Here is a 13,210-nt window from a genome sequence, read left to right on the forward strand (position 1 = left end):
CACCGACCTTCACTGGAGTTTGAAGTCATGACCGCCGCCCTGATGAACACCTACCAATCGCTGGCTCTGAGTTTTACCAGAGGTCTGGGCACTCGCCTGTGGGATCAGGCCGGTCGTGAATACCTGGATGCTGTCGCCGGGGTTGCGGTGACCAATGTCGGGCACTCGCACCCACGGATCGTCGCGGCCATCAGTGAGCAGGCCGGAATGCTGCTGCACACCTCCAATCTGTACAGCATCGACTGGCAGCAGCAACTGGCCAAACGGCTGACTGAGCTGTCGGGTATGGATCGCGCGTTCTTCAATAACTCGGGTGCTGAGGCTAACGAAACCGCACTGAAACTTGCGCGCTTGTACGGCTGGAGCAAAGGTATCGGACAGCCGCTGGTGGTAGTCATGGCCAACGCATTTCATGGCCGCACGCTCGGCACGTTGTCGGCGAGTGATGGCCCAGCGGTGCGGCTGGGCTTCAATGATCTGCCGGGGGATTTCGTCAAAGTGCCTTTCGGTGATCTGGCGGCGCTGGATCAACTGCAGCAAAAGCATGGCGAGCGCATCGTGGCGATTCTGGTCGAGCCGATCCAGGGCGAAAGCGGCGTGCAACTGGCGCCGCCCGGCTACCTCAAAGCTCTGCGGGAAGTGTGCAATCGGCGCGCCTGGCTGCTGATGCTCGACGAAATCCAGACCGGCATCGGCCGCACCGGCCAGTGGTTCGCGTTCCAGCATGAAGGCATCGTGCCGGACGTCATGACCCTGGCCAAAGGCCTCGGCAACGGTGTGCCGATCGGCGCCTGCCTGGCACGGGGCAGAGCGGCGGACCTGTTCACTCCCGGCAGCCATGGCAGCACCTTCGGCGGCAACCCGCTGGCCTGCCGGGTCGGTTGCACGGTGCTGGATATCATCGAAGAACAGGGCTTGCTGGAAAATGTCCGGGTGCAGGGTGAGCGCCTGTTGACCCGCCTGCGCGCCGAACTGGCAGACAACCCCAATGTGTTGGCGATTCGCGGGCAGGGCTTGATGATCGGCATCGAGTTGAAACAGCCGATTCGCGATCTGACGCTGATTGCGGCGCGGGATCATGGATTGCTGATCAACGTGACGCGTGGCAAGACGATACGGCTGTTGCCGCCGCTGACGATTGATGAGCGGGAGGTGGGGATGATTGTCAGAGGTGTGGGGCTTGTTGTAGCCGCGCACTGACAGGCACCGACAACCCCTGTGGGAGCGGGCTTGCTCGCGAAAGCGTGTTGTCAGTCGACACTGATGTTGAATGATCAATTGCATTCGCGAGCAAGCCCGCTCCCACATTGGAAAAATGCGTGATGCTAATCAGGATAATCCCCCAACTCCGGCGCCAGCATCCGCGTCTTCACCGCCCCGTTTGAATTGTGCTGAATGATCTCGCTCGGCTGTCCCTGCGCATTGAAAAACACCTGGCCGATCCCGGCTGAATTCCACAGCCGTTCACCCGCTTCGGCATGTTCCGGGGTATAGGGCATGATGCGCATGCGTCGGCGTTTGGTGAACCAGTTCAACGGCGAGCGCGGCGAGTAGAGCCAGCGGTTGAGGCGGTCGAACCATTCCAGCAGGGTTTTCGGGAACTCGTTCTTGATCCCGCTGCTGGTGATCTGCCAGATCCGTGGCCCGGCCTTGCGGTGTCGGATAAGCACTTCGTAGACGAAGGAATAATGCACGTCGCCGGACAGCACCACGTAGTTCCCGGGTGTGCGGGTGTGTCGGAAAATGTTCAGGATCACCTGCGCGGCGCCGCGATGAGCCATCCAGTTTTCGGCGTCGACCAACAGGGGATAGCCGCACCAACTGAAAACTTTCTGCACGGTTTCGATCAACTTCACGCCGAAGATCGGCGCGGGGGAAACGATGATCGCTGACGGATGATCGAGCAGTTCCTGCTGCAGTTCGCTCAGCGCCTCCCAGTCCAGTAAACCGGAGGGTTGCTTGAGTGCCATCTCGCTGCGCCAGCGGCGGGTGCGGGTGTCGAGCACCACCAGCGCCGGGCTGCTCGGCAGCACGAAATGCCAATGCTGAAAGCGCAGCAAATCATCGATCATCGCGTCCTGCACCGAGCTGGCGAGATATTGATCGTCACCACTGGCGCTCAGGCGTCGGGTGTTCTCCAGCACATCCTTGAACGCATCCGGATTGTTGCCCCAGCCCTGACACAACATGTACGCGATCAAGGCGTTGCCGATGATGCGTTTGGAGAACGGATGACCGTAGGCGGTTTCCTCCCATTGCGCGGAAAGATTCCAGTCATCGGTGATGTCGTGGTCATCGAAAATCATCAGGCTCGGCAGGTGCGCCAGCGCCCGGGCAACGTTGGCCAACCCGGCCTTGAAACCATCGATTCGGGTCTGCTCCAGAGTGTAGCGCTTCAAGCGTTCAGGCGTCAGCGATGGAGCAGCAGGATTGATCAACGCCCAAGCAACTGGTGACCACACCAGCAAATACATCGCCATCACTTCGGCGAAGGTCACCAGGTGATTGTCGGCGCTGCTGCTGGTGAAAATCGGCTTGCGCGCACCGCCGAAAAATCGCTCGCGCAAGGTCTCGTTGCTCTCCAGCGCCGGTAACAGATCCGCACGGTGGTAGTAACTGGCCGGGTGTTGGTAGAGCTTGGCGCTGTCGCTGACCACGGCACCTTCGAGGTGTTCGTCGAACAGGCCGAGGCGCTTGATCAACGCATGAATCGCCCGCAGCATCGGGCCGGCAACGTCGTCTGCGTAAACCTGGTCGCCGCTCATCATCAGCAGCGCTGGGCGTTGTTGCGGATCGGTTTCGCCTGACAGCAGTTGATCGACGCACAGCAGACCGTCTGCCGCCGGATGATGTGGCTTGCGGCAGGAGCCATGCAGCAACTGATCAATCCGTGAGCGCACGACGAGGTTTGGACAGCGGGCATTGCCGTACAGCAGGTGCGGCGCCCATTCGGCGATGGGCGTCTGGCCGTCGATCAGCAGGTCATAGTCGATGCGCGTGTCGCAGGGCAGGGCGCTGTCGAGCACAACGTCAATCAAATGAACGAACGCATGACGGCCTACAGGAATGACCGTGCACTTCCCGGCATCGAGAGGGATGTCTCCTACGCCTAGCAGGCGCAAGGTCAGCGACAGTTGACGCGTACCGACCAGCCACAGCACCACGCGCGTGGTTTCCAGCCGGCGCAGCAGTGGGCCGGCCAAGACGGGAGGCAGCGGATTCAGGTCAGCAGGTATCGGGGACATTCGGGGGCAAAGCTCAAGGCGCACAGGCTGGCGATGATAGCGCAGCCGGCGCCTTGAACCCTTAAACGAGGCTTAAGAACCGACCTTCTGCAACTTCAGATTCAGCAGTCGCCATTCGGCGGACGCGGGTTGCTCCTGCACCGAACAGTCGAAGCGATAAGTGACGTCATCACCGTTCATGTTGCGCGCGGTGACCTTGTTGCTGAGGGTGTAGACCTGATCCTTGAAGCGCTTGGTGACAATGGCAGAACTGTCGGCGAAGCGCTCCGACGCGGGGAAGCGCAGTGTGCTGGTGACCACCGTGCCGCAAATGACATACGCGAGCATCGATTTATCGCTGTCTGCATTTTGCCCAAGCTTGTCGCGCAGCGCGGTGAGCGCTTTACGGCCCTGCGCGTCGCTCTGATCCAGGACGGTTTTTTCCGATATCGATTTCGGCGCCCGGCTGGCGTAATTCGGCAGCAGTGCGGAATCCGGCGGAGAAGGTTGGTTATCCGGCTCGATCGCGGCAAAGCCCGGCGCGTTTTCCAGCACCGCGGACGTCGAATCCGACTCGGCTTCGGGCAACAGACTGGTGGTGACATCGCTCTGTGTGATCACGTCTTCGACTGGCGCCTTTTCGGCGTTATGCGCCGACGGGAACAACGACAGGAAGATCGACAGCACCACCATGCCGACGATAAAACCGCCCGCCGCGCCAACGATGTTGCCGTAAAACAGATTCCAGCTGCCGCGGTTTTTCACCACCCAGCGCCACATCAAACCCCAGGCGGCGATAAATGCCAGAAAACTCAGAAACTCCATTCGATCCTTTCCTTAACCCTTCAATAGCCTGCAAAACAGCACCCACTGGCGGTGAGTGCTGAAGATGGACGGCAAGATATCAAAATAGAGGTCTGACGCCACGAAGACATTCACATGCCGAGATTGGGCGGATTGATCTGAACAAAAAACATGATCGCCGTTATGCCGGCCACAACGCCGCAAAGGCCGGCCAGTAGCTGACGCGCGACAGGGTGTTCGACCTGCGAGCGACGGGCCACCAGCATCCAGACGCCGGTCAGCGCCGCGGCAGTCGCCAGCATTTCCAGAAGCGATCCCATGACCCCCGGGACCGGTGGCCGGCTAGAGCCGAACAGACCGACACAAAGCTGCGAAACCACCAGGCCGACAATCATGCCGCTGGCCGCACCCAACACATTGGCGAGTAGCAGATTCCACGCACCACGCTGCCTGACGACCCAGACCCACATGCCTATCCAGGCGATAAAGAAAAACACAACATCCATCGTATCCATCCTTCGAAACCCGTCACGGTACAAACGCTCGGCACCTTGCCGACAGTGGACGGCACGATAGCAAAATAGTAGCGTCGCGCCACTTTCTTGATTCCTGTAATGGACTACTCATGCCAAAAGCCGCTTCTGTTCTGCGCTTGCTCTGTGCAATCACGTGCGCCGCTGTCATTACCCCGGCATTCGCCGAGTGGAAGGAGCCCCCGGAAAGCAGCTGGCAGTATTACCTCGCCAACTGCCAGCGAATGCAGGAGAAAATCGCCGACGTCCAGAGCGGTCGCGTACCCAGCGCCTATGAGGTGATCGGCGACCTCGACAACAGCCTGCGGAGCATGAACCAGCGCCGCTCGAACCTGACGCCCCAATACCTCGGCTCCCGCGAATTCGCGCAATGCGAAAACGTCGCCGCCCAGGCCGAAGCAACCATTGCGCAAGGCAATGCCGAGTTTGCCGCCAGAATGAACCAAGCCGCCGAACAAGGCCGCATCGCCCACCAGAACTCCCCCGAATACAAACGCGCTCGTTCACTCGGCTACAGCGACGTCGGCGACATCTCCTTCCTCAAACTCCACGAAGACATGGACGGCGAAGCCCGCCTGAAAACCATGCTCATCACCGTCGACGAAATCTGCGGCCAACACTTCCGCGCCACGCAATATGTGAAGCCGTACGTCATCTACACCGTGCGCCCGTCGGATGGCGGCTGTGGCGAGGAAAAACGCGTGGCGATCGTCGGTGGCCGGTCGGTGGAGAAGGGCGATTACATCGATGAGCGGGGCGAGTTTCAGTATGTGGGCTGGAAGAAGATTGTGGGGGCGGATGGGTTTCCCACGGATATTCGGGTGTTGAAGGCTCGACGCTGAAAGACTGTACGGACGGCGCGATGGATCAGAGGATGTCTTTCAGATAACCCTTGAGCGCGAGGAGCGGCTGATCAAGCTGCTCCAGCGACTGCGCCTGACTGAAATCGGCTGACAGCTTGTGCAGCTCCCGCCCCAGCGGTTTCTCGACGCCGCCCAACGCATCCATCGCCAAGCCCAGGCACTCGTTCATCTTGAACTGGATGGTCTCGACATCACCCCGGCGCACCAGCAGTTCGAAAACGTCTTTCTGATAGTCACCCATAACCATGTCATCCCGCAGAATCGGGCTCAGGCCTTCCTCCTCGTAAGCGAGTTTGAGAGAGAACAGGGCGACGGTTTCCAGTGACTTTTCCATGGTTGGCCTTGGAGGTCCTTAAGCATGAGTCTTGAAAGTCGGAACGACCAACGAAAGCCGCTACGGGCGGCAGACCGCGTGCGGGCGGGCGTGATTATACTGAGCGGACGCATCAGGTGCAGTCCTTAGGCAAAACAGGTTGCACGGACAGCGCCGAGACATTCAATGACCTAAGCAACAGAACGAGTTTCTCAGGATGGCCAGCGAGTATGAGCTGCCAGACAAACTCAACGATAGTTCAGGCACATGAGCGGAGCGACGATCATGGAATACGACGAAAAGTTGATTGAAGAGGCTGTGCTTGCCCTGTTGGCCGCTTTCAGTTCCGACGACGGCAATGCATGGAAAGGCTTCGATTTTGAAGTCATGAACCGATTGCATGAGCAGGGTCTCATCAGTAATCCGGTAAACAGGAACAAATCGATCTGGTTGACGGAGGAGGGCCAGGAACGAGGTCGTCAGATAGCTGAGCGTTTGTTTGGGGGAGTTGTTCAAGCCCCGCGTGCGCCTGATCCAGATATCTGAGTTCCTGTATCGGCTCGTCGTTTGAACTGCGCCGCGCCAGTGGAACGCAAATGGAGGGGTTTTCCCGTTGGAGCATTTTCTGAATGAACCACAACTGACAAATGTGAGAGCTGCGCTTTCTGAGCCATTCAACGATTTTCCCACTGATTACGATTACATCGCATGCCAGCTAAAAGGCGTCGATCCAGCGGTGCTCTACGAGATTTTTTATTCAGAAGTAGCGCCGGTGTGCTTTATGAACATTGCAGCGGTCTTGCCGACTGTCTGGACAGGTTTTGACCCTGATCGGCTCAGGGGCGAGATAGAGGAAAGGCTTGTGGCGCGGCAGCGTAATTGGTTTCGCAGGTTGTTCGACAAGTTGCTGATTCGTTGGTTGAAATACAACTACGACCATATGTGGCAAGAAATCGCCAGCAGGCTTTGAGCTTGTGGCGAGCGTCTGAAGTTCTTCGCTTTTAGCGATAAATACTTCGCCAAGTTTATCGCGCAACCGGTCTCATCGCTGGTGAGCAGGTGGCCATTGAGTGGAGAGGGGGCACTTTCCGACAGACGAAAAAAAAGGCCTTGCTAAGCAAGACCTTTCTTAATTTTGGTGCCCCGAGGGAGACTCGAACTCCCACTCCTTTCGAAAACGGATTTTGAATCCGCCGCGTCTACCAATTCCGCCATCAGGGCTCAATGGCGGCGAAGTATAGAGAGGTGATTACCGTTGGTCAATCACGTTTCATGGTCAATTTTTGATAATTCCGCTAGACTTTCCGGCCCTGCTAGACGAACCCCATCATGCGCGTTGCTGACTTTACCTTCGAGCTTCCTGATTCGCTGATCGCCCGCCACCCTTTGGCCGAGCGTCGCGGTAGTCGCCTGCTGACCCTTGATGGGCCGAGCGGCGCCCTTGCACACCGTCAATTCACTGATTTGCTTGAGCATTTGCGCCCGGGCGATTTGATGGTATTCAACAATACCCGGGTGATTCCGGCGCGGCTGTTCGGGCAGAAAGCCTCGGGCGGCAAGCTGGAAATTCTCATCGAGCGCGTGCTCGATTCGCACCGCGTGCTGGCCCATGTGCGCTCCAGCAAGTCGCCGAAGCCGGGTTCGAAGATCCTCATCGACGGTGGTGGCGAAGCCGAGATGCTCGCGCGTCACGATGCGCTGTTCGAGCTGGGCTTTGCTGAAGAAGTGCTGCCGCTGCTCGATCGCGTCGGGCACATGCCGTTGCCTCCTTATATAGACCGCCCGGATGAAGGCTCGGATCGCGAGCGCTATCAGACCGTGTACGCCCAGCGTCTCGGTGCGGTGGCGGCGCCGACGGCGGGGCTGCATTTCGATCAGCCGCTGATGGAGGCGATTGCCGCCAAGGGCGTCGAGACCGCGTTCGTCACGCTGCACGTCGGTGCGGGGACGTTCCAGCCGGTGCGCGTCGACAAGATCGAGGATCACCACATGCACAGCGAGTGGCTGGAAGTCGGCCAGGACGTGGTCGACGCTGTTGCCGCGTGCCGTGAGCGTGGCGGGCGGGTGATTGCCGTGGGCACCACCAGCGTGCGTTCGCTGGAAAGTGCCGCGCGCGATGGCGTGCTCAAGCCGTTCAGTGGCGACACCGACATCTTTATCTATCCGGGCCGGCCGTTCCATGTGGTCGACGCCTTGGTCACCAACTTCCATTTGCCGGAATCCACGCTGTTGATGCTGGTTTCGGCGTTCGCCGGTTATCCCGAAACCATGGCCGCCTATAAAGCCGCTGTCGACAACGGCTACCGCTTTTTCAGCTACGGTGATGCGATGTTCATCACCCGTAATCCCGCCCCGACTGCCCCTGAACACACAGGCCCAGAGGAAACAGAATGAGTCGCGAATGTCGCATGTCCTTTGAACTGCTTGCCACCGATGGCAAGGCTCGTCGTGGTCGGCTGACCTTCCCGCGTGGCACCGTCGAGACCCCGGCCTTCATGCCGGTGGGCACCTATGGCACGGTCAAGGGCATGTTGCCGCGTGACATCGTCGCCACTGGCGCGGAAATCATTCTGGGCAACACCTTCCACCTGTGGCTGCGCCCCGGCACTGAGGTGATCAAGGAGCACGGCGACCTGCACGATTTCATGCAGTGGAAAGGCCCGATCCTCACCGACTCCGGTGGTTTCCAGGTGTTCAGTCTGGGCGCGATGCGCAAGATCAAGGAGGAGGGCGTGACCTTCGCCTCCCCGGTCGACGGCTCGAAAGTGTTCATGGGCCCGGAAGAATCGATGCAGGTGCAGCGCGATCTGGGTTCCGACATCGTGATGATCTTCGACGAATGCACGCCGTACCCGGCTGACGAAGACGTCGCCCGCGTATCCATGGAGCTGTCGCTGCGTTGGGCCCAGCGCTCGAAAAACGCGCATGGCGACAACACCGCGGCGCTGTTCGGTATCGTTCAGGGCGGCATGCACCAGGATCTGCGCATGCGCTCGCTGGAAGGCCTCGACAAGATCGGCTTCGATGGCCTGGCCATTGGCGGTCTGTCGGTGGGCGAGCCGAAGCACGAGATGATCAAGGTGCTGGATTATCTGCCGGGCATGATGCCGGCTGACAAACCTCGTTACCTTATGGGCGTTGGCAAACCGGAAGATCTGGTTGAGGGTGTGCGCCGCGGTGTGGACATGTTCGATTGCGTGATGCCAACCCGTAATGCCCGCAATGGGCATCTGTTCATTGACACAGGCGTGCTGAAGATCCGTAACGCGTTCCATCGCCATGATGATTCGCCGCTGGATCCGACCTGCGATTGCTATACCTGCCAGAACTTCTCCCGCGCTTATCTGCATCACCTGGACAAGTGCGGCGAAATGCTCGGCAGCATGCTCAATACCATCCATAACTTGCGCCATTATCAGGTGCTGATGGCTGGTTTGCGCGAGGCTATTCAACAGGGTACATTGGCCGCCTTTGTCGATGCCTTCTACGCCAAACGCGGGCTCCCCGTTCCGCCTTTGGACTGAGTTTTCTGACCCCAAGATTCAACATTTGCAACTGGAGTGCTAAATGAGCTTTTTTATCTCTAACGCCATGGCTGACGCAGCTGCACCGGCTGCTGCAGGCCCAATGGGCGGCGGCTTCGAGTGGATTTTCCTGGTCGGCTTCCTGGTCATCTTCTACCTGATGATCTGGCGTCCACAGGCCAAGCGCGCCAAAGAGCAGAAGAACCTGCTGAGCAGCCTTGCGAAGGGTGACGAAGTGGTCACCACCGGCGGCATCGCCGGCAAGATCACCAAAGTGGCCGATGACTTCGTGGTTCTGGAAGTTTCCGACACCGTGGAAATGAAGTTCCAGAAGGGCGCCATCGCCGCCACGCTGCCAAAAGGCACGCTGAAAGCGATCTAAGGTTCCAACTTCTACTCAATCGACGGGGCGCGCAAGGCGCCCCGCGTTCATAACGGGCGGCGTGATGCTGAACAAATATCCTCTGTGGAAATACATTCTGATCCTGGCGGTGCTGGCGGTCGGTCTGATTTATTCCGCTCCCAATCTATACCCCGATGACCCGGCCATTCAGATCAGCGGCGCCAGCACGGCACTGCAGGTCAATCAGGCCGATCTGGATCGCGTCAGCACCGCGCTGCGTGAGTCCGGGATCAACGTCAAGGCAGCTTCGCTGGCCGCCAACGGCAAGGGCGGTCTGATCCGTCTGGCCAAGGCTGAAGACCAGCTGCCGGCCAAGGACGTTGTGCGCAAGGCATTGGGTGATGACTACGTCGTCGCACTGAACCTGGCACAAACCACCCCGCAATGGCTGCGCAACCTGGGCGCGCACCCGATGAAGCTGGGTCTGGACTTGTCCGGTGGTGTGCACTTCCTGCTGGAAGTGGACATGGACAAAGCCCTCGACGCCCGCCTGAAAGTCTACGAAGGCGACGTCAAGAGCCTGCTGCGCAAAGAGAAGCTGCGCTATCGCAGCCTGCCACAACTGGGCGGCGCCATTCAGTTGGGCTTCAGCGATGCTGACTCCCGCGAACAGGCCCGTGCGCTGATCCGCAAGAACTTCAACGATTTCGACATTGTTCCGGCCGATCTCAACGGTCAACCGGTGCTGCGTCTGGCGATGACCCCGGCCAAGCTGGCGGAAATCCGTGAATACTCCATCAAGCAGAACTTGACCACGGTACGTAACCGCGTCAACGAGCTGGGTGTTGCCGAACCGATCGTTCAGCGTCAGGGCGCCAACCGCATCGTGGTTGAGCTGCCGGGCGTGCAGGACACTGCCGAAGCCAAGCGTATTCTCGGCAAGACGGCCAACCTTGAGTTCCGTCTGGCTGCAGAGCCGGGTGCTTCGAAAGCCACTTCCGAAACCTTCGAGTTCCGTGAAGGCAAGCGTCCTCCTGCGCAGATCGAGCGTGGCCTGATCATCACCGGTGACCAGGTAACCGACGCCAAGGCTGGTTTCGGCGAGCACGGCACACCAGAAGTGAACATCCGTCTGGACGGTCACGGTGGCGAGCTGATGAGCCGCGCGACCCGTTCGAACGTCGGTCGCAGCATGGCGGTGATCTTCATCGAACAACGTCCGGTGACCACTTACACCAAGCAGGTTGTCGACGGCGTCGAGAAAGACGTGCCGGTTCAGACCTTCAAGGAAGAGAAGAAGATCATCAGTCTGGCGACCATTCAGTCGCCGCTGGGTGCGCAGTTCCGTATCACCGGCCTGAACGGCCAGGGCGAATCGTCCGAGCTGGCACTGCTGCTGCGTGCCGGTGGTCTGGCCGCTCCGATGTACTTCGCTGAAGAGCGCACAATCGGTCCGAGCCTGGGTGCTGACAACATCACCAAAGGTATCGATGCATCGCTGTGGGGCATGCTGTTCGTCTCGCTGTTCATCATCGCCATCTACCGCTTCTTCGGTGTGATCGCCACGGTCGCACTGGCGGTGAACATGGTGCTGCTGCTGGCGCTGATGTCGCTGCTGGGTGCAACGCTGACCCTGCCGGGTATCGCCGGTATCGTCTTGACCATGGGTATGGCGGTCGACGCCAACGTGCTGATCTTCTCGCGGATCCGTGAAGAGATCGCCGCCGGCATGACCGTGCAGCGTGCAATCAACGAAGGCTTCGGCCGGGCATTCACCGCGATTCTCGACGCCAACCTGACCACTCTGCTGGTCGGCGGCATCCTCTTCGCCATGGGCACCGGCCCGGTGAAGGGCTTCGCAGTGACCATGTCCCTCGGGATCTTTACCTCGATGTTCACGGCCATCATGGTGACCCGCGCAATGGTCAACCTGATCTTCGGCGGACGTGACTTCAAGAAGTTGTGGATTTAAGGGGCTGCCATGTTACGTACAATCAACTTCATGGGCGTTCGCAACTTTGCGTTCGGCGTCACTGTGTTTCTCACCGTTCTGGCCTTGTTCAGCGTTTTCCACAAGGGCATGAACTGGGGTCTGGACTTCACCGGCGGTACGCTCATCGAGCTGACCTACGAGCGTCCGGCTGACGTCACCAAAGTGCGCGAGCAACTGGCGACTTCCGGTTACCACGAAGCCATCGTGCAGAACTTCGGTGCGACCACCGATCTGCTGGTGCGCATGCCGGGTGAAGACCCGCAATTGGGTCATCAGGTAGCAGACGCGCTGCAGAAAGTCGGCGGCGACAACCCGGCGACGGTCAAGCGTGTCGAGTTCGTCGGCCCGCAGGTCGGTGAAGAACTGCGCGACCAGGGCGGCCTCGGCATGCTCCTGGCGCTCGGCGGCATCCTGATCTACCTGGCTTTCCGCTTTCAGTGGAAATTCGCGGTCGGCGCCATCGTTTCGCTGATTCACGACGTGATCGTGACTGTCGGTATCCTGTCGTTCTTCCAGATCACCTTCGACCTGACGGTGCTGGCGGCGGTACTGGCGATTATCGGTTACTCGCTGAACGACACCATCGTCGTGTTCGACCGGGTTCGTGAAAACTTCCGTGTGCTGCGCAAGGCTTCGTTGATCGAGAACATCAACATCTCGACCACCCAGACCTTGCTGCGGACCATGGCAACGTCGATCTCCACCTTGCTGGCGATCGCTGCGCTGCTGTTCTTCGGTGGCGACAACCTGTTCGGCTTCTCCATCGCCCTGTTCATCGGCGTTCTGGCGGGTACCTACTCGTCGATCTACATCGCGAACGTGGTGCTGATCTGGCTGAACCTGAGCACCGAGGATCTGATTCCTCCGGCCAACACCGAGAAGGAAGTCGACGACCGTCCATAACGGCCATCGCTTCACCGGTTGTCAGCCCGAAAAAGGCGCGAGTTGAACTCGCGCCTTTTTTTATGCTCCAAGGCTGGGAGAAGCGCGGGCGCGTCCCGCATGTGATGGTCAGGAGGTTCATGTGAACAAGTCGTTGCTGGTTGGTGCGGTATTGGGTGCTGTCGGTGTGACTGCCGGGGGTGCTGTTGCCACCTACAGCCTGGTTAAAAGCGGCCCTGAGTATGCGCAAGTGCTGGCCGTAGAACCGGTCAAAACACAGATCAAGACTCCACGTGAAGTGTGCAAGGATGTTGCTGTAACCCGCCAGGCGCCGGTCAAGGATCAACACCAGATCCTCGGTACCGCGATTGGTGCGGTAGCGGGTGGTTTGCTGGGTAACCAGATCGGCGGCGGTACCGGCAAGAAGATTGCCACGGTCGCTGGCGCGGTCGGTGGCGGTTATGCCGGTAACAAGGTGCAGGAAGGCATGCAGAACCGCGATACCTACACCACCACCCAGACTCGCTGTAACACCGTGAATGACATCAGTGACAAGGTTGTCGGTTACGACGTGCGTTATTCGCTGGATGGCAAGGAAGGCAAAGTGCGGATGGATCGCGATCCGGGCAACCAGATTCCGGTCGACAAGGAAGGCAAGCTAATTCTGTCGCAGAATCAGCCGGCTCAGTAAGGACCGACTGTTTAACAAGAAGCACCCTGCGGGGTGCTTT

Annotated in this window: 14 protein-coding genes and 1 tRNA gene; 10 read left to right on the plus strand and 5 right to left on the minus strand. The window is 59.2% G+C overall.

The genetic code is table 11. The features are described 5' to 3' along the window. Positions 1-27: 27 nt before the first annotated feature. Positions 28-1,200, plus strand: a complete 1,173-nt coding sequence (locus tag HDC30_RS15800) for an aspartate aminotransferase family protein (RefSeq protein ID WP_183783922.1) — start codon at positions 28-30, stop codon at positions 1,198-1,200. 125 nt (positions 1,201-1,325) lie between these two features. Here the strand turns inward: HDC30_RS15800 and HDC30_RS15805 are convergent, their stop codons facing one another. The 3 genes from HDC30_RS15805 to HDC30_RS15815 all read right to left on the minus strand — a co-directional run bounded on the left by HDC30_RS15805 (position 1,326) and on the right by HDC30_RS15815 (position 4,534). Beyond that, on the minus strand, positions 1,326-3,245 hold the full coding sequence (locus tag HDC30_RS15805; RefSeq protein ID WP_183783924.1) for an alkaline phosphatase D family protein: 1,920 nt from the start codon (positions 3,243-3,245) through the stop codon (positions 1,326-1,328). Between the two features lie 72 nt (positions 3,246-3,317). Then, positions 3,318-4,049: a hypothetical protein gene (locus HDC30_RS15810; protein WP_183783926.1), complete on the minus strand. Its 732-nt coding sequence runs from the start codon at positions 4,047-4,049 to the stop codon at positions 3,318-3,320. Positions 4,050-4,159: 110 nt separating this feature from the next. Then, positions 4,160-4,534 carry a hypothetical protein gene (locus tag HDC30_RS15815; RefSeq protein WP_049827877.1) on the minus strand — a complete coding sequence of 125 codons (375 nt, stop codon included), beginning with the start codon at positions 4,532-4,534 and terminating at the stop codon, positions 4,160-4,162. Between the two features lie 119 nt (positions 4,535-4,653). Here HDC30_RS15815 and HDC30_RS15820 point away from each other — a divergent pair, with 119 nt between their 5' ends. Then, the gene (locus HDC30_RS15820) at positions 4,654-5,403 is read left to right on the plus strand and encodes a hypothetical protein (protein WP_183783928.1); all 750 of its coding nucleotides are present in this window, start codon (positions 4,654-4,656) and stop codon (positions 5,401-5,403) included. Between the two features lie 25 nt (positions 5,404-5,428). Here the strand turns inward: HDC30_RS15820 and HDC30_RS15825 are convergent, their stop codons facing one another. Continuing rightward, a complete protein-coding gene (locus HDC30_RS15825) occupies positions 5,429-5,758 on the minus strand; it encodes a hypothetical protein (protein WP_027612146.1) in 330 nt (109 codons plus the stop codon). A 264-nt stretch (positions 5,759-6,022) separates the two neighbouring features. Between HDC30_RS15825 and HDC30_RS15830 the strand changes: the two genes are divergently transcribed. Both HDC30_RS15830 and HDC30_RS15835 read left to right on the plus strand, forming a co-directional pair. Then, positions 6,023-6,283 (plus strand): DUF6429 family protein, encoded by a 261-nt coding sequence (locus tag HDC30_RS15830; RefSeq protein WP_027612145.1) that lies wholly within the window; start codon positions 6,023-6,025, stop codon positions 6,281-6,283. 67 nt (positions 6,284-6,350) lie between these two features. Then, positions 6,351-6,707 carry a hypothetical protein gene (locus tag HDC30_RS15835; RefSeq protein ID WP_183783930.1) on the plus strand — a complete coding sequence of 119 codons (357 nt, stop codon included), beginning with the start codon at positions 6,351-6,353 and terminating at the stop codon, positions 6,705-6,707. 166 nt (positions 6,708-6,873) lie between these two features. Here the strand turns inward: HDC30_RS15835 and HDC30_RS15840 are convergent. After that, a tRNA-Leu gene (locus HDC30_RS15840) sits at positions 6,874-6,958 on the minus strand. Positions 6,959-7,066: 108 nt separating this feature from the next. Here HDC30_RS15840 and queA point away from each other — a divergent pair. The 6 genes from queA to HDC30_RS15870 all read left to right on the plus strand — a co-directional run bounded on the left by queA (position 7,067) and on the right by HDC30_RS15870 (position 13,170). Further along, entirely contained in the window at positions 7,067-8,131 is a 1,065-nt protein-coding gene (queA, locus tag HDC30_RS15845; protein ID WP_007964414.1) for a tRNA preQ1(34) S-adenosylmethionine ribosyltransferase-isomerase QueA, read from the plus strand. A 14-nt stretch (positions 8,132-8,145) separates the two neighbouring features. Further along, a complete protein-coding gene (tgt, locus tag HDC30_RS15850) occupies positions 8,146-9,261 on the plus strand; it encodes a tRNA guanosine(34) transglycosylase Tgt (protein WP_161794909.1) in 1,116 nt (371 codons plus the stop codon). A 43-nt stretch (positions 9,262-9,304) separates the two neighbouring features. Then, positions 9,305-9,643 carry a preprotein translocase subunit YajC gene (gene yajC / locus HDC30_RS15855; RefSeq protein ID WP_003227923.1) on the plus strand — a complete coding sequence of 113 codons (339 nt, stop codon included), beginning with the start codon at positions 9,305-9,307 and terminating at the stop codon, positions 9,641-9,643. Positions 9,644-9,707: 64 nt separating this feature from the next. After that, positions 9,708-11,576, plus strand: a complete 1,869-nt coding sequence (secD, locus tag HDC30_RS15860; protein ID WP_103367340.1) for a protein translocase subunit SecD — start codon at positions 9,708-9,710, stop codon at positions 11,574-11,576. Between the two features lie 9 nt (positions 11,577-11,585). Further along, positions 11,586-12,500: a protein translocase subunit SecF gene (gene secF / locus HDC30_RS15865; RefSeq protein ID WP_096795519.1), complete on the plus strand. Its 915-nt coding sequence runs from the start codon at positions 11,586-11,588 to the stop codon at positions 12,498-12,500. A gap of 121 nt (positions 12,501-12,621) precedes the next feature. Further along, on the plus strand, positions 12,622-13,170 hold the full coding sequence (locus HDC30_RS15870; protein ID WP_027612139.1) for a glycine zipper 2TM domain-containing protein: 549 nt from the start codon (positions 12,622-12,624) through the stop codon (positions 13,168-13,170). The last annotated feature ends 40 nt before the right edge of the window (positions 13,171-13,210 follow it).

It is taken from the genome of Pseudomonas sp. JAI115 (genome assembly GCF_014200835.1).
Taxonomy (GTDB): Bacteria; Pseudomonadota; Gammaproteobacteria; order Pseudomonadales; family Pseudomonadaceae; genus Aquipseudomonas; species Aquipseudomonas putida_A.